The sequence below is a fragment of the Kitasatospora sp. NPDC097643 genome (assembly GCF_040302625.1).
Classification (GTDB): Bacteria; Actinomycetota; Actinomycetes; order Streptomycetales; family Streptomycetaceae; genus Kitasatospora.
The window spans coordinates 1-17,382 of sequence record NZ_JBEOSA010000109.1 but is presented as its reverse complement, the minus strand read 5'-3'; the positions used below and the strand labels follow the sequence as shown (position 1 = coordinate 17,382).

The window sequence follows — 17,382 nt, the reverse complement described above, 5'->3', positions numbered from 1 at the left end:
GGGTCCCCGCCGCCGGGCGGGCGCCGGTGGCGCCGCCGGACGGCGCGGGCGCCCGCGACGTCGCGGCCGTGCTGGCGGCTTCCGCCGCGATCGGCATCCTGGACACCCAACTGCGGACGGCCACCGACTTCGCCCTCGGCCGGGTGCTCTACGGCAGACCGGTGGCCGGCCTGCCGCTCGTCCGCGCCACCCTCACCGCCGCCTTCGTGGACCTGCTGGCGGCGGACGGACTCGTGACGGCCGCGGCCGAGGCGGTGCACGCCGGGCCCGAGCAGGCGGACGCCGTGGCGCCGGTCGCGGCCCTGCTGGTGCCCGAGCTGCTGCTCGACGCGGACCGTCGGCTCGCGGCGCTGCTCGGCGCCCGCTCGTTCCTGCGGGAGGGACCGCAGGCGACGTTCCAGCTGAACAGCCGCGAGCTGCGGACCCTGGGCAACCGGCTCGCCGCGTTCGGGCCGACCCCACCGACCCGCACCGGACCGCTGCCGGCCGCCTGCCGGCAGGCCGTCCTCGCGCACACCCCGGCGGAGCTTCTCGGCGACCACGACTGGGCCCGGGCCGGCCGGCAGCGCTTCGCCGATCTGCTCGGCCCGGCCCGACAGGCGGCCGAACCGGCCACCGACGACCGGCTCTTCGCCGAACTGTCCGATCGCCACCGGGACTTCCGCTCGTTCGACCTCGCCGACCGCGTCCTCGTCTGACCGCGTGCTCGGCTGACCGCTGCCCCTAGTACCAGAAGGAGTCCCGACGTGCCCAAGCCCGCCGTGCCCACCACCCCGCAGGACCTCGAGGCCTGGCTCACCGAACGGGTCGCGTTCTACCTGGAGTGCCCGGCCGACGAGATCGATCCGCACGGCCCCTTCCCCGAGCTGGGGCTCGACTCGATCTACGCGCTCACCCTGTGCGGGGACATCGAGGACGCCCTGGGCCTGGTCGTGGCGCCCGTCGTGACCTGGGACCACCCCACCGTCGTACAGCTGGCCGCCCACCTCCGCGAGGAACTGAACCGGTGACCGTGGCCGAGACCCACCCCCTCTCCATCGGCCAGGAGAGCGTCTGGCTGCACCAGCGTCTGGCGCCGGACAGCACGGCGTACTCGATGGCCGTGGCCGTTCGGGTTCGCACACCGCTGGACGACGCACTGCTCGACCGGGCGGTGCGGGAAGTCGCGCGGCGGCACGTCCTGCTGCGCAGCGTCTTCCGGGAGGAGAACGGCACGCCGCGCAGGGTCCCGCTGTCCGACGGCGGCGCGCCGCTGGAGGTCCGCGAACTCGGCCCGGTCACCGTCGAGGAACTGCGGACCGCCGTCGGTGCCGCGCACCGGATCCCCTTCGACCTCGCTGCCGCGCCGCCGTGGCGGGTGGTGCTGTTGCGGCGGACCCCGGACGACGCCGTACTCCTGCTCGTCGTCCACCACCTGGTCAGCGACGCCATCACCCTCTGGATCCTGCTCCGCGAACTGCTCGACGCCCACCAAGGGCTGCGCACGGACGGCACACCGCTCCTGCCCGAGCCGGTCGCCGACTACCAGGACCACGTGACGGCGCAACGGGAGCTGCTGGCCACCCCCCGCGGTGAGCGGATGGCCCGGTACTGGCGCGCGCTGCGGGAGAGTGCCGTGCCGAGCGAGCTCCCCACCGACCGCCCGCGCCCCCCGGTCCAGGCCCTGGCCGGGGCCTCGCTCGACCTGCCCCTGCCGGCCGGGTTGGGGGAACGGGCGATCGCCGCGGCCCATGAGGCAGGGGTGAGCGTCTTCGCCCTCCTGCTCGGCGTCTTCCAGTCGCTGGTGAGCCGCTGGACCGGGGCGGAGGAGACCATGGTCGCCTGCCTGGCCAGCAACCGGACCGTTCCGTCGGCCCGGCGGATGGTCGGCTACCTGGTCAACCCCGTCCTGCTCCGCGCCCGGACGGATCGGCGGACGACCTGGCGGGAGGCCGCCGTGGCGGCGCACCACGAGGTGCTGCAAGCCATGGCCAATGTCGCCTGCCCGAGCGCACTACCCACGGGTCACGCGGGCAGTGCCGGCCGCGGTCCGCTGGCCCGGCTGGCCTTCACGCTGTACGTGACCGACCGCCAGGAGCCGAGACTCCCCTACCCGCCGGCCGGCACCTGGGAGGGGGCCGAGGCCGAGTACCGGGGGCTGCGGCTCGCCCTGCTCGACATGCCGCAGGCGGAGGGCGTCTACGACCTCGGCCTGGAAGTACGGCAGACCGGCGACACCCTGACCGCGTGCGTCCGGTACGACAGCACGCTGTTCGAGAGCGCCACGATCGAGTCCTTCGTCGCCGCCTACGGCCGCCTGGCCGAAGCGGCGCTGTCCGACCTCGAAGCCCCGGTGGCCGCCACGGCGCTGGTCGACCCGGCCGAGGCCCGGCGGCTGCTGGACCTCGGCACCGGCCGCGCTCACGCCCCACTGATCCCGAACCCCGCGAAGTGACGCGGACCCCGCGCAATGACGGAGGAATCGACATGACCGAGAACCCGAGCGACGAGCCGACCTACCTGGTCGTGCTGAACGACGAGGAGCAGTACTCGATCTGGTGGGCCGACCGCCGGCTTCCCGACGGCTGGCGGCCCGAGGGCACCGAGGGGACGAAGGCCGAGTGCCTGGCCAGGATCGACGAGGTGTGGACGGACCTGCGGCCGCTGAGCCTGCGCCGGCGGATGGCAGAGGCCGAGCAGGTCGGCTGACCCGGCCCCTGTTCCCCGGTCGGGGCCCGTCCCGTGGATCGGCCCGGTGCCGCGCGCCCCGACCTCCTGATCGACCCGGAGAAACCGAGAGATGACCATGCATGCACGCCGCGGCGGTCCAGCGGCCGAGCAGGACCGTACGGAGCAGCACCTCCGGTCGGCGCACCTGGCCGAACTGGTGGCCCGCCAGGCCCGGCTGACGCCGCACGCGCCAGCAGTGTTGACCGCCGAGCGTGCGTGGTCGTACCAGGAGATCGACGACCGTGCCGACCGGCTGGCGGCCCGGTTGCGCGGGCAGGGTGCGGGCCCCGACACCCTGGTCGCCGTCCAGCTCCCGCGCAGCGTCGACCTGGTCGTGGCCCTGCTGGCGGTCTGGCGGGCCGGCTCGGCCTATCTGCCGATGGACCCGGCTCACCCCGAGGAGCGGCGAGCCTGGATGCTGGCGGACACCCGTGCGCGGTTCCTGGTCACCCGCTCGGAGCCCGAGCCCGCCGTCGCGGAGGCCGTCGCCCGGACCGGCGCCACCGTGATCGCCCTGGACCGGACCGCCGAGGAGGCGGGCGGGCCGGTGGGCGACCGGCAGCCGAACGGTCCGGTGCCGCCGGTCGAGGACGACCACACGGCGTACGCCATCTACACCTCGGGGTCCACCGGCACGCCCAAGGCGGTCCTGGTCACCCACGCGGGTATCCGCAACCGCGTGCTCTGGGCCGTGGCGACGCACCGGCTCACCGCCGACGACCGGGTCCTGCACAAGACTCCGATCGGCTTCGATGCGGCCGGCTGGGAGATCTTCGCGCCGCTGGTCAGCGGTGGCGCGGTCGCCCTCGCCCCGGTCGGCGCGGAACGGGATCCCGCGGCGCTGCTGGCCGCGGCGGCCGCCCACCGGGCGACCGTCCTGCAAGTGGTGCCGTCCGTGCTGCGCGAACTGGTCCGCGAACCTGGCTGGGCGCGGCTCCCGGACCTGCGGCTGCTCTACTGCGGCGGGGAGCCGCTCGACGCCGGGCTGTGCCGCCGCGCGCTGGAGCGCTCGGGCAACCCCGGGCTCCGGATCTGGAACGGCTACGGGCCGACCGAGTGCTCCGTCGACGTCGCCGCCCACCCGTACGACCCCGCGCAGACCGCCGGTCCGGTGCCGATCGGCCGCCCCGTCGACGGCGCGCGCCTGCTCGTCCTCGACGCCGAGGGCGCCCTGTTGCCGCAGGGCGCGACGGGCGAGCTCTGGGTGGGCGGGACCGGGGTCGCCCGCGGCTACCTGAACCGTCCCGGGCTGACCGCCGAACGCTTCGTCCCCGACCCCTACGGCCCGCCCGGCGCTCGCCTGTACCGCACCGGTGACCTGGTGCGCTGGCGCGCCGACGGCACCCTGGAGTACCGGGGCAGGACCGACCACCAGGTCAAGGTCAACGGGATCCGGATCGAACCCGGTGAGATCGAGGCCGCGCTGGTCGTCCACCCGCTGGTCCGCGGCGCCGTCGTCCAGGCCCTCGACCTGGCCGACGGCGGCCGCCGGCTGATCGGCCACGTGCTGACCGACGACGGACGGTTGCCGGCCGGGCTCCGGGAGTTCCTCGCCCGCCGGCTGCCCGAGGGCATGGTGCCCGGGAGCCTGACGGCGCTGGCGTCCTTCCCGCTGACACCCAACGGCAAGGTGGACCGCGCGGCACTGCCGCTTCCCGGCGCCGACCAGGACGACCGGCCCGCGTTCGTGGCACCCCGTACGCCCGCCGAAGCCGCCGTCGCCGCCGCCTGGCAGGAACTGCTCGGCCGCGGACCGGTCAGCGTCCACGACGACTTCTTCCGGCTGGGCGGCTCCTCGCTGCTGCTGACCCGGCTGGCCGGCCTGCTGTTGAGTAGCTCCGGGCGGCAGGTCGGCCTGCGGGAGCTGTACCTGGCCACCACGGTCGAGGAGCAGGCCCGGCTGCTGGCGGGTGCGCGCGACGACCGGCCGGTCCGTCCGGTCGAACGTGGCGGGCCGCTTCCGCTCTCCTACGGCCAGCGGCGCCTGTACTTCCTCGACCAGCTGAATCCCGGCGGCCCCGAATGGGTGTCACCGCTGCTCGTCGAGCTGCCCCACGGCATCGGCCCGGGCACCGTGCAGCACGTGCTGGACACCCTGGAGGCCCGCCACGAGTCCCTGCGCACCCGCTACGGGCAGAGCCCGGACGGCCCGTGGCAGCAGGTGGCCGAGCCCGGCCCGGTCGAGCTGGCGGTCGTCCAGGTCGTCCAGGCCAACGCGACCGACGCGGCCGACGCGACCGACCGCGGCGAGCTGACGCGAGCGCTCGGCGACCGGTTGGCCCAGGGCTTCGACCTCGCCCGCGGACCGATCTGGCGTGCCCTGCTGATCGAGCGCCCGGACGAGGCCCCGCTGCTGCTGCTCACGATCCACCACATCGCCGGGGACGGCTGGTCCGCCGCCCTCCTGGAGCAGGAGATCGCGGAGCTGTGCGCCGCGGCCGTCACGAACCGGGCCGCCCGTCTGCCCGAACTCGGCGTCGGATACGCGGACTTCGCGAGCTGGCAGACCGAACTGCCGGCCGACCGTGAACTGGCCGGAGAACTCGACTTCTGGCGACGCGAGTTGGGCGACCAGGTCGAACTGCCCATGCCCACCGACCGACCGCGGCCCGCCGAGCGCGACCACCGCGGCGCGATGGTCCCGTTCACCATCCCGGCCGAGCTGGCCGGCCGCCTGGTCGACCTGGGCCGGGGCCGCGGGGCGACCCCCTTCATGACCCTGCTCACCGGCTTCGCCGTGCTGCTCGCCCGCTACAGCGGCGAGTGGGACGTCAGCGTCGGCACACCGGTGGCCGGCCGGGTCAGGCCCGAGGTCGAGGGGGTGGTCGGCTTCTTCCTGAACTCCCTCGTGGTCCGCTCCCGGCTCGCCGCCGAGCTGAGCTTCGAGCAGGCCGTCGACGAGGTACGCCGGCGCAGCCTCGCCGCCCTCGCCCACCAGCACCTGCCGTTCGAGCTGCTGGTGGAGGAACTCCAGCCGGAACGCGACCTCTCCCGCACCCCGCTCTACCAGGTCGCCTTCGACCTGCACGACGAAACCCTGACCTCGCTCGGGGTCCGCCCCGAGGTCGCGGAAGCCGTCCAGGACGCCTGGCAGATCGCCAAGACCGACCTGAGCCTGTTCATGCGCCGGCAGCCCGACGGCTCCTTCCACGGCCTCCTGGAGTACGCCACCGGTCTGTACCGACGCGACACCGTCGAACGGATGGCGGGTCAACTGCTCCGTCTGCTGGAGTCCGCCGCCGCCCGCCCGGACACCCCGTTGGCGCAGCTCGAACTGCTCCCGGCCGACGAGCACGAGCGGCAGCTCGTCACCTGGAACGCCACCCGCTCCGAGGCCGCCCCGGACACCGTCGTGGACCTCTTCGAGGCGCGCGCGGCAGACCTGCCCGACGCCCCGGCCGTGCTGGCCGGCGGCGCGGCCACCTCGTTCGCCGACCTCGACGCCCGCGCCAACCGGATCGCCCACGCGCTCCGGCGACGAGGCGTCGGCGCCGACTCGGTGGTCGGTGTACTGCTCGACCGCGGGCCCGACCTGATCGCCGCGTTCCTCGGCGTGTGGAAGGCCGGCGGCGCGTACGTGCCACTCGACCCGAGCCACCCCGACGAGCGACTCGCCGGGGTGCTACGGGATGTCCGGGCGGCGGCCCTGATCGGCACCACAGCCGGAACGGCCGTCTTCGACGGGCCCACGGTGCTCCTCGACCGCGACGCCCGCGAACTCGCGCAGCAGCCCGGCAGCCGCCCCGAACGGCGCACGGACCCGCGCGGAACGGCCTACGTCATCTTCACCTCCGGCTCCACCGGCCGGCCCAAGGGCGTCGAGATCGAGCACCGGAACCTGGCCCACCACGTCACCTGGGCCGCCCGGGAGCTCGCCGGCCGCGGCACCACGGGTGCGCCGCTCTTCTCCTCCTGCGCCTTCGACCTGGTGGTCCCCAACCTCTACGCACCCTTGCTGGCCGGCCAGCCGGTCCACCTGCTGCCGGCCGATCTCGATCTGACCCGCCTCGGCGCGGAGCTGGTCGCCGGAGCGCCCTACAGCTTCGTCAAGCTGACGCCGAGCCACCTCGAAATCCTCGATCGGCAGCTCGACGACGAGCAGGCGGCGTCGCTCGCGCAGGTCGTCGTGGTCGCCGGCGAGGCCTTCCCCGCCGACGCGGCGAACCGCTGGCTCGCGCGGCTCGGCCCCGGGCGGCTGTTCAACGAGTACGGTCCGACCGAATGCTCCGTCGGAACCTCCCTCCACCCCGTCGACACGGGGGTGCAGGCGTCCGTCGTCCCGATCGGCCGGCCGCTGCCAGGGCTGGCCATGTACGTCCTCGACGAGGCCCTCCGCCCGCTGCCCCTCGGTGCGATCGGCGAACTGTACGTCGGCGGTGCCGGCGTCGGCCGCGGCTACACGGGACAACCCGCCCAGACCGCCCAGCGGTTCCTGCCGGACCCGTACGGCCCGCCCGGCGCCCGGCTCTACCGCACCGGAGACCTGGTCCGGCAGCTGCCCGACGGAACGGTCGCCTTCGTCGGCCGCCGCGACGGCCAGATCAAGATCCGCGGACACCGCGTCGAGATCGGCGAGATCGAGAGCGTCCTCGGCGACCACCCGGCCGTCCACGAGGCCGCGGTCGTCGCCGACGACAGCACCGGGCACACCCGTCTGGCGGCCTACCTGGTACCGGCCGCCGAACAGCTCCCCGGCGACACCGAGCTGGCCGCGCACTGCTCCAGGCTGCTCCCCGCCCACATGGTGCCGGCCACCTTCACGGCCCTGGCCGCGCTCCCGCTCAACGCCAACGGAAAGCTCGACCGCGCCGCCCTGCGCGCACCGGACGCCGAACCGGCCGAACGGCCCAGCGGCGTGCTGGAAGAGGGGGTCGCCGAGGTCTGGGCCGCGCTCGTCGGCGCGGAACCCGGCCGCGACGAGGACTTCTTCCGGTCCGGCGGGAACTCACTGCTCGCCCTTCGCCTGATCGCCGACCTCCAGACCGAATTCGAGGTGGACCTGCCGCTGCGGGCCATCTTCGACGGGCCGACCGTCAGGCAACTCGCCGAAGCCATCGAGCTACTGATCAAGGCACAGATCGACGCGCTGTCCGACGAGGAACTGCTCGCGGACCCCACGCTGTCCAAGGAGTACGACGCATGACCCGAGGTGGAGCCGACCACAACGCAGCCGACCGGGCCGCGGCCGCGGAAGCCGCCCGGGCCGAACTCCTGCGCCGCCGCCTGGCCCGTCGCGCCACCGGCACCGCCGCACGCGCCGGCATCCCGCGCGCCGACCGGAGCCGACCGCTGCCGCTGTCGGCGGGCCAGCAGCAGATGTGGTTCCTCGACCGGCTCGAACCGGGCAGCCACGAGTACGTGGTACCGATCGCACTGCGGCTCACCGGACCGCTCGACGACAGCGCGCTGCGGCGTGCCGTCGACACCGTGGTCGCCCGGCACGAAGTCCTGCGCACCCGTTACCAGTTCGACGGCTCCGCACCGTTCCAGGTGATCGACGGGCCCGGCCCGGCCGACTTCGAGACGATCGACCTGACCGGCCTCCCCGAGGACGGGCGGCTCGCCGCAGCCACGGACCTGGTGCACCGGCACGCCTACACCGCCTTCGACCTCGCCGTGGGCTGGCCGCTGCGGATCCGCCTGTTCCGGCTGGCCGAGCACGACCACGTGCTGCTGCTGGCCTTCCACCACATCGCGTGCGACGCCTGGTCCACCCGGATCTTCGCGGACGAGCTCAGCACGCTCTACCGGAACGGCGCCGACGCCGCTCTGCCCGTCCTCGCCACGCAGTACGCCGACTACGCGGCCTGGCAACGCCGGGAGGCGGCCGGGGAGGCGCACGAGGTACACCTGAACTACTGGCGCCAGCGGCTGAGCGGGCTGACGGCGCTGGCGCTGCCCACCGACCGCCCCCGACCGGCGAACCGGAGCTGGGCGGGCGCGACGGTGCCGCTCCGCCTGCCGCGCACGCTCTCCCCGCGCCTTCGGGACCTGGCCGCGCGGCACGACACCACGCCGTTCACCGTCCTGCTGACGGCCTACCAGGCCCTGCTGTCCCGCCACACCGGAACGACCGACATCGCGGTCGGCACCGTCACCTCCAGCCGCAGCCACCCGGACCTCCAGCGGCTCATCGGCTACGGCATCAACACCGTCGTCCTCCGCGCCGAGTGGGCCGGTGACATCCGCTTCAGCACGCTGCTCGAACGCAACCGCGGCGCCGTCCTGGATGCCTTCGACCACCAGCAGATCCCGTTCGCCCGCCTGGTGGACGCCTTGGAACCCGAACGCGACCTGTCCAGGACCCCGTTCTTCCAGGCCGCCTTCACCATGCACGAGTCCCGGGCGGACGCCTACGACCTGCCCGGCATACGGGTGGAGGTGTTCGGCCAGGCGGACACCGTCTCCAGGTTCGACCTCACCCTGCAGATCGAGGAGGGACCGGACGGACGGTTCCAGGGGCAGTTCGAGTACTCGACCGCCCTCTTCGAGCGAGCGACCGTCGAGCGACTGGCCGACCACTTCCAGCGCCTGCTCACCGCCGTCAGCACCGACCCGGACAGCCCGGTCTCCGCCGTCGACCTCCTCGGGGAGCAGGAGCTGTTCCTGCTGCTCGGCCCGGCCGCCGGCGAGCCCGGTCGGACGACCGGCGCGGACAGGCCGAAGGGCCGGCAACTGCACGAGATCTTCCAGGAAAGGGCAGCGCAGACCCCGAACGCGATCGCCGTGATCGCCGGGGAGACCCGGCTGACGTACGCGGAGCTCAACCATCGGGCGAACCGGATCGCCCACCGACTGCGGGCGCTCGGCGCGGGCCCCGAGCGGCTGGTCGGCCTCTGCCTGGACCGCGGGCCCGAGCTGCTCCCAGCCCTGCTCGGTGTGCTCAAGTCGGGTGCGGCCTACCTGCCGCTCGACCCGGCCAACCCCGAGGACCGCCTCCGGTGGATGGTCCGCGACGCCGCCGCCGGCATCGTGCTGACCGAGTCCGCACACGCCGAGCTGGTCGGGCGGATCCACCAGGGCACCACCGTCGTCCTGGACGCCGATCCGGAGGAACTGGCGGCCCAGCCGTCCACCGACCCGTTGCCCGCCGGGGACCCGGACAATCTCGTCTACGTCATCTACACCTCCGGCTCCACCGGCCGCCCCAAGGGCGTCTGCCTCACCCACCGCAACGTGCTGCGCCTGCACGAGTCGGCGCACGTTCACTACGGGTTCACGGCCTCGGACGTCTGGCCGCTCTTCCACTCGTACGCGTTCGACGTCTCCGTCTGGGAGATGTGGGGAGCGCTGCTGCACGGCGGAACGCTGGTCGTCGTCCCCGCCGAGGTCTCCCGCTCGCCGGAGGACTTCCTCGACCTGCTGGCCGAACACCGGGTCACCGTGCTCAACCAGACCCCGTCCGCCTTCCGTTCGCTGGTCGCCGCGGCAGGCGAGGGTGACCCCAGGATCGGCCGACTCGCGCTGCGCGCGGTCGTCTTCGCCGGTGAACGGCTGAACGTCGCCGACCTGCGGCCCTGGGTGGACCGCCTGGGTCTGGACCGACCCGTCCTGGTCAACATGTACGGCATCACCGAGACGACGGTGCACACCACCTACCAGCGCGTCGCCGAGGTGGACTTCGCCCCGGGCGCGGGCAACGCCATCGGCTACCCGTTGAGCGACCTCCAGGTCCACATCCTCGACCGGTGGGGCCGGCTCGCGCCGGTCGGCGTGGTCGGCGAGATCCACGTGGGCGGCCCCGGCGTGGCACGCGGCTACCTCGACCGTCCCGGCCTCACCGCCGAGCGCTTCGTCCCGGACCCCTTCGGCCCACCCGGCGCCCGGCTCTACCGCAGCGGTGACCTCGCCAGGCGGCTGGCCGACGGAAGCCTGGAGTTCCTCGGCCGAGCCGACGGGCAGGTCAAGATCCGGGGCTACCGGGTGGAGACCGGCGAGATCGAGGCCGCTCTGGCCGCCCACCCGCAGATCCGCACCGCCGCCGTGGTCCTGCGGGACGACGAGCCGGGCAGGTCCGACCTGGTCGCCTACCTGGTCCCGGCCGGGGAGGAGCAGGAGTCCGCCCCGGAACCGGCGGCACTGCGCGAGTGGCTGGGTCGAACGCTGCCCCCCTACATGGTGCCGTCCGCCTTCGTGACGCTGGACCGGCTTCCGCTGACGACCAACGGCAAGCTGGACCGCCGGGCCCTCCCCGCCCCCGGAGCCGCCGACCGTACCGCCGGCCTCACCTACACCGGGCCGCGCTCCCCCGCCGAGGAACGGATGGCCTCGGTCTGGGCCGAGGCCCTGGAGCTCGACCGGGTCGGCATCCACGACAGCTTCTTCGACCTCGGTGGCGACTCCATCCGTGCCGTGGCACTGGTCGGAACCCTCAAGGTCGCCGGATTCGACGTGGCCGTCCGCGACGTCTTCGAGTTCCGGACGGTCGCGGAGCTCACCGAGCTGGTCACCGGCCGCCCGGCGGGCCTGGAGCCGCCCGCCCTGGTGCGGCCCTTCGCGCTGGTGAACGAGCAGGACCGGGCTCTGCTGCCCGAGGGGCTGGTCGACGCGTACCCGTTGTCCCAGGTCCAGACCGGCATGGTGCTGGAGATGACCGCCCACACCGACCGGGGCAACACCGGGCTGAACAACTACCACAACGTCACCACCTTCCGGGTCAGGGACGAGAGCCCCTACGACCACGCCGCCCTGGTGGCGGCGGCCGCCGCCGTCACGGCGCGGCACGAGGTCCTCCGCACCTCGATCGAGCTCAGCCGGTACTCCGTACCGATGCAGCTCGTGCACGAACGGGCCGTCGTCAGGGTCGGCCGGCAGTCGCTGCCCGGACTCGACGAGATCGCGGTGCAGCAGGCGATTCACGCCTACACGGCACGCGAGCGATCCGACCTCTTCGACCTCTCGACGCCTGGCCTGATCAGGCTGTTCGCACACGACACGGCGGACGGCGGATGGTGGCTCTCGGTCACCGAATGCCACCCGGTGCTGGAGGGGTGGAGCTACCACTCGCTGCTCATGGAGGTCCTCGACGCCTACCGGTCGAGGCAGGGCGGCACCCTCCCGGAGAGCGGCAGCACTCCGTCGGCGTCCTCGCCGAACGGGCCGCGCTATGCGGACTTCATCGCCGGTGAGCTGGAGTCGCTGGCCGATGAGGGCGACCAGGCGTACTGGCGCTCGGTGGTCGAGCGGTGCTCCCCGTTCGCACTGCCGTCGGGTTGGGGCGACGGCGACGGGTCTTCGCGGGCGACCCACCTGGTGGAGGTGCCGTTCGGGGACCTGGAGTCGGGGCTTCGGGGATTGGCGTCGTCGACACGGACGTCATTGAAGAGCGTGCTGTTCGCAGCGCATCTGAAGGTGCTGAGCCAGCTCACGTCGGAGGAGTCGTTCACGACGGGGCTGGTGTGCGACGCCCGCCCGGAGCTGCTGGGCGCGGACCGCGTCTACGGCATGTACCTCAACACCCTGCCGTTCGTCTTCGACCGCACGGCCGGGACGTGGGCGGAGCTGGTGCGGCAGGTGTTCGGGCGTGAGGTCGAGCTGTGGCCGCACCGCCGCCACCCGCTGCCGGCCGTCCAGCGGCTCGTCGGTGAGCGGAAGCTCCTGAACGTCTACTTCAACTACCAGGACTTCCGGCAGGTCGACCTCGATCTGATCGACCATCAGATGAGTGTCGACGACAGCCCGACGGAGTTTCCGCTGACGGTGTCGAGCCGGGGCGGGTCGGTGTTCCTGAAGGGGGACGGGCGCTCGGTTTCGCGTGCGCATGTGGAGCGGCTGGGGGTGATGTTCCGGCTGGTGCTGGAGGCGATGGCAGCAGGTGGGACGGGTGATGCGCGGGCGGTGTTCATGCCGCCGGGTGAGGTCTCGACGGTCACGGGTGTGACGGGGGCGTCGGCGGATGTGCTCGATGCGTTCGCCGCGCAGGTGGCGTCGGTGCCGGATGCGGTGGCGGTGGTCGCCGGGGGCATGCAGGTTTCCTTCGCGGAGCTGGATGCGCGTTCGGACCGGCTGGCCTGTCATCTGCGCTCGCTGGGTGTGGGTCCGGGTGGTGTGGTCGGGGTTCTGGTGGAGCGCTCGCCGGAGCTTCTGGTCGCAATGCTGGCGGTGCTGAAGTCGGGTGCCGGATACCTGCCGCTGGACGCGGCGTTCCCGGTGGGACGGCTGGCCGGGATCGTCGCGGATGCCGGGCCGGTGGTCGTGGTGACGCAGGAGGTCCATGCGCACACCGCGCGGGCCGTGCATCCGGGCACGACGGTCGTGTTGGACCGTGATGCCGACGTGATTGATGCCCAACTTCCCACCGGTGCCTGGCCGGTGGTGGATCCTGACGTGCTCGTATGTGCTCTACACGTCGGGTTCTACCGGCACTCCGAAGGGTGTGGAGATCACCCGGAGAGCTCTGGCGAATCTTCTCGCGGGTATGCGGGAGATTCTGGGAGCTGCCTCGCCGGCGGGTGAGGTGTGGCTGGCCTCGACGTCCGTGTCGTTCGACATTTCCGGCCTGGAGCTGTTCCTGCCGCTGGTGAGTGGGCAGTGTGTCGTGCTGGCCGGAGACGATCAGGTCGGGGATGCGGACGAGCTGATCGGCTTGATCCGCAAGCACGGTGTGACGCATGTGCAGGCGACCCCGTCGGGATGGAAGGTCCTGCTCGGAGCCGGTCTCGACCCCGCCGGTCTCACCCTGCTCGCGGGCGGCGAGGCACTGCCGTTGGAGCTCGCCGGCCGCCTGCGGGCACGCGCCGAACGTCTGGTCCATGTCTACGGACCGACCGAGACGACGATCTGGTCCACCGCCGTGGACATGCCTTTCGATCCGGCGAACGTGCCGCTCGGCATCCCGATCCGCAACACGGCCGTCCACGTGCTGGACGGGCACCTGAACCCGGTGCCGTCGGGTGTCGCGGGTGAGCTGTTCATCGCGGGGGACGGCCTGGCCCAGGGCTACCGCGGTCACGCCGCCCTCACGGCGGAACGGTTCCTGCCCAACCCCTACGGCCCGCCCGGTACCCGGCTCTACCGCACCGGCGACCTGGTGCGACGCACCCTGACCGGTGAGCTGGAGTATCTCGGCCGCAGTGACGACCAGTTGAAGATCCGCGGGTACCGGATCGAACCCGCGGAGATCGAAACCGCGTTGCGCAGCCACCCCCAGGTCAGCGACGCGCATGTCACCGCGGTCCCCGACCACACCGACGAACCCCGCCTCACCGCCTATGTGATCGCAGCGGCCGAGCTGGGCCTGGACGAGGTGCGCCGACACCTGCGACAGAGCCTGCCCGAGTACATGCTGCCTGCCGCTGTGGTCACGCTGGACGGCTGGCCGCTCACCGCGGCCGGCAAGCTCGACCGCGCCGCCCTGCCCGCCCCCGAGCTCGTGTCGCGGGACCGTGTCGAACCGCGTACCGACACCGAACGACGCCTCGCCGCAGTCTGGGCGGAGGCACTCAGCGCGGACCACGTCGGTGTCCACGACAGCTTCTTCGACCTCGGTGGTGATTCGATCCGGGCCGTCGTCCTGGTCGGCACCGCACGTGCCGCCGGGCTCGACCTCGCCGTCCGCGACATCTTCGAGCACCCCACTATCGCCGAACTCGCACAACACATCACCGGCGACAGCGCCGAGAGTGCCGGCCACGTCTTCGTCGAGCCGTTCGCGCTGATCGGGGAATCCGACCGCGCCGCCCTCCCGGCCGACGTCGTCGACGCCTACCCCATCTCCCAGCTGCAGTTGGGCATGGTCGTGGAGATGTCCCGCGCCGATGGCCCGCCGGTGTATCACAACGTCGAGGCCCTGCACATTCGGGACGAGGCGGCCTTCGACACAGCCGCGTTCTCCGCAGCCGCGACCGCACTCGTCGCACGCCATGAGGCGCTGCGCACCGGGTTCGAACTCGTCGGGTACTCCCTGCCGCTGCAACTCGTGCATCGGGACGGGCAACTGCCCACGGCCGTCGACGACCTGAGGGGCATCGAGCCCGAGGAATTCCCCGCAGCCCTGCGGCACCTGACCGAACGGGAAGCCGCCCACGGGTTCGCGGGCCTGGCCACGCCGCCACTGGTCCGGATCCGAGCCGTTCTGGATCCCACCGGCACGTGGTGGCTGCTCCTCACCCACGCGCACGCACTGTTCGAAGGCTGGAGCTACCGGTCGTTCATCGGTGAGCTACTGATGACCTATCAGGCGATGCGCGACGGCCGCGCGGTCGAGCCGCCGACCGCTGGCGAAGCGCGCTATGCGGACTTCATCGCCGGAGAGCTGGAGTCGCTGGCCGATGAGGGCGACCAGGAGTACTGGCGCTCGGTGGTCGAGCGGTGCTCCCCGTTCGCCCTGCCGTCGGGCTGGGGTGACGACGACGGGTCTTCGCGGGCGACGCACGTGGTGGAGGTGCCGTTCGGGGACCTGGAGTCGGGGCTTCGGGGGTTGGCGTCGTCGACGCGAACCTCGTTGAAGAGTGTGCTGTTCGCGGCGCATCTGAAGGTGCTGAGCCAGCTCACGCCGGAGGACTCGTTCACGACCGGGCTGGTGTGCGACGCCCGCCCGGAGCTGCTGGGCGCGGACCGCGTCTACGGGATGCATCTGAACACGGTCCCGTTCGTCTTCGACCGCACGGCCGGGACGTGGGCGGAGCTGGTGCGACAGGTGTTCGGGCGTGAGGCCGAGTTGTGGCCACACCGTCGCTTTCCCCTGCCCGCGATCCAGCGATTGGCGCACAACCGGCAGGTGCCGGACGTCTACTTCAACTACCAGGACTACCAGCAGGTCGATCGCAAGCTCGTCGATGGCGGTGTCGGCGTCGACGACAGTCCGGCGGAGTTTCCGCTGACGGTGTCGAGCCGGGGCGGGTCGGTGTTCCTGAAGGGGGACGGGCGCTCGGTTTCGCGTGCGCATGTGGAGCGGCTGGGGGTGATGTTCCGGCTGGTGCTGGAGTCGATGGCCGCCGGTGGGGCGGGTGATGCGCGGGCGGTGTTCGTGCCGCCGGGTGAGCTCTCGACGGTCACGGGTGTGACGGGGGCGTCGGCGGATGTCCTCGATGCGTTCGCCGCGCAGGTGGCGTCGGTGCCGGATGCGGTGGCGGTGGTCGCCGGGGGCATGCAGGTTTCCTTCGCGGAGCTGGATGCGCGTTCGGATCGGCTGGCCTGTCATCTGCGCTCGCTGGGTGTGGGTCCGGGTGGTGTGGTCGGGGTTCTGGTGGAGCGCTCGCCGGAGCTTCTGGTCGCGTTGCTGGCGGTGCTGAAGTCAGGTGCCGGGTATCTGCCGTTGGACGCGGCGTTCCCGGCGGGACGGCTGACCGGAATCGTCGCGGATGCCAAGCCGGTCGTCGTGGTGACGCAGGAGGTCCATGCGCACACCGCGCGGACCGTGCATCCGGGCACGATCGTCGTGCTGGATGGTGTGAGAGACAGCGCAGCCATCGACTCTCAGCCTGCTGGGGGGACCTGGACTGCCATGTCGCCGGATGCACTGGCGTATGTCCTCTACACGTCAGGTTCTACCGGCACTCCCAAGGGTGTTGAGGTCACCCGGGGAGCTCTGGCGAACCTTCTCGCCGGTATGCGGGAGCTTCTGGGAGCTGCCTCGCCGGCGGGCGAGATGTGGCTGGCCTCGACCTCGGTGTCGTTCGACATTTCCGGCCTGGAGCTGTTCCTGCCGCTGGTCGGCGGGCAGTGTGTCGTGCTCGCCGGAGACGACCAGGTCGGGAATGCGGACGAGCTGATCAGCCTGATCCGCAAGCACGGCGTGACGCATGTCCAGGCAACCCCATCAGGATGGAAGGTCCTCCTCGCGGCCGGTCTCGACCCCACCGGCCTCACGCTGCTCGCGGGCGGTGAAGCACTGCCGCTGGAACTCGCCGGCCAGCTGCGGGCACGCGCCGAACGCCTGATCCATGTCTACGGACCGACCGAGACGACGATCTGGTCCACCGCCGTGGACATACCGGCAGATCCGGCGAACGTGCCGCTCGGCGCGCCGATCCGAAACACGACCGTCCACGTACTGGACGGGCACCTGAACCCGGTACCGTCCGGCGTCACAGGTGAACTCTTCATCGCCGGCGACGGCCTGGCCCAGGGCTACCGCGGTCACGCCACCCTCACGGCGGAACGGTTCCTGCCCAACCCCTACGGTCCCCCCGGCACCCGGCTCTACCGCACCGGCGACCTGGTACGACGCACCCTCACCGGCGAACTCGAGTATCTCGGCCGCAGTGACGACCAGTTGAAGATCCGCGGGTACCGAATCGAACCCGCGGAGATCGAAACCGCACTACGCAACCACCCCCAGGTCCGTGACGCACATGTCACCGCGGTCGCCGGCCACACCGACGAACCCCGCCTCACCGCCTACGTGATCGCAGCGTCCGAGCTCGGCCTGGACGAAGCGCGCCGACACCTGCGACAGAGCCTGCCGGAGTACATGCTGCCTACCGCCGTGGTCACGCTGGCCAGCTGGCCACTGACCGCGGCCGGCAAACTCGACCGCACTGCTCTGCCCGCCCCGGACCACACCGGGCAGGACATCACCGAGCCGCGTACCGACACCGAACGACGCCTCGCTGCGGTCTGGTCCGAGGCACTCGGACTGGCCAGGGTGGGGGTGAACGAAACGTTCTTCGACCTCGGTGGGGACTCCATCCGGGCCGTCGTGCTGGTCGGCACCGCACGTGCCGCCGGGCT

General features: G+C 72.4%; 7 protein-coding genes. All 7 read left to right on the top strand.

The window, feature by feature from the left end; all coding sequences use genetic code 11:
• On the top strand, positions 1-698 hold a 698-nt coding region (locus tag ABTY15_RS38035), incomplete at its 5' end, for an acyl-CoA dehydrogenase family protein (protein WP_350606561.1).
• A 48-nt stretch (positions 699-746) separates the two neighbouring features.
• A complete protein-coding gene (locus ABTY15_RS38030; RefSeq protein ID WP_350606558.1) occupies positions 747-1,010 on the top strand; it encodes an acyl carrier protein in 264 nt (87 codons plus the stop codon).
• The gene (locus ABTY15_RS38025; protein ID WP_350606555.1) at positions 1,007-2,434 is read left to right on the top strand and encodes a condensation domain-containing protein; all 1,428 of its coding nucleotides are present in this window, start codon (positions 1,007-1,009) and stop codon (positions 2,432-2,434) included. Before ABTY15_RS38030 ends, ABTY15_RS38025 begins: the two co-directional genes overlap by 4 nt.
• A 32-nt stretch (positions 2,435-2,466) precedes the next feature.
• The gene (locus ABTY15_RS38020; RefSeq protein ID WP_350606553.1) at positions 2,467-2,688 is read left to right on the top strand and encodes an MbtH family protein; all 222 of its coding nucleotides are present in this window, start codon (positions 2,467-2,469) and stop codon (positions 2,686-2,688) included.
• Positions 2,689-2,779: 91 nt separating this feature from the next.
• Positions 2,780-7,852 (top strand): non-ribosomal peptide synthetase, encoded by a 5,073-nt coding sequence (locus ABTY15_RS38015; protein WP_350606549.1) that lies wholly within the window; start codon positions 2,780-2,782, stop codon positions 7,850-7,852.
• Positions 7,849-13,164 carry a non-ribosomal peptide synthetase gene (locus tag ABTY15_RS38010; protein WP_350606546.1) on the top strand — a complete coding sequence of 1,772 codons (5,316 nt, stop codon included), beginning with the start codon at positions 7,849-7,851 and terminating at the stop codon, positions 13,162-13,164. The genes ABTY15_RS38015 and ABTY15_RS38010 overlap by 4 nt, the downstream gene beginning before the upstream one ends.
• Positions 13,046-17,382, top strand: a 4,337-nt coding sequence (locus ABTY15_RS38005) for a non-ribosomal peptide synthetase (RefSeq protein WP_350606542.1), incomplete at its 3' end; no start/stop codon positions are given. The genes ABTY15_RS38010 and ABTY15_RS38005, both read left to right, overlap by 119 nt.

Coding starts and splice junctions, on each gene's coding strand:
- ABTY15_RS38010 (WP_350606546.1), top strand. CDS start 7,849: ATGACCCGAGGTGGAGCCGACCACAACGCAGCCGACCGGGCCGCGGCC.
- ABTY15_RS38015 (WP_350606549.1), top strand. CDS start 2,780: ATGACCATGCATGCACGCCGCGGCGGTCCAGCGGCCGAGCAGGACCGT.
- ABTY15_RS38020 (WP_350606553.1), top strand. CDS start 2,467: ATGACCGAGAACCCGAGCGACGAGCCGACCTACCTGGTCGTGCTGAAC.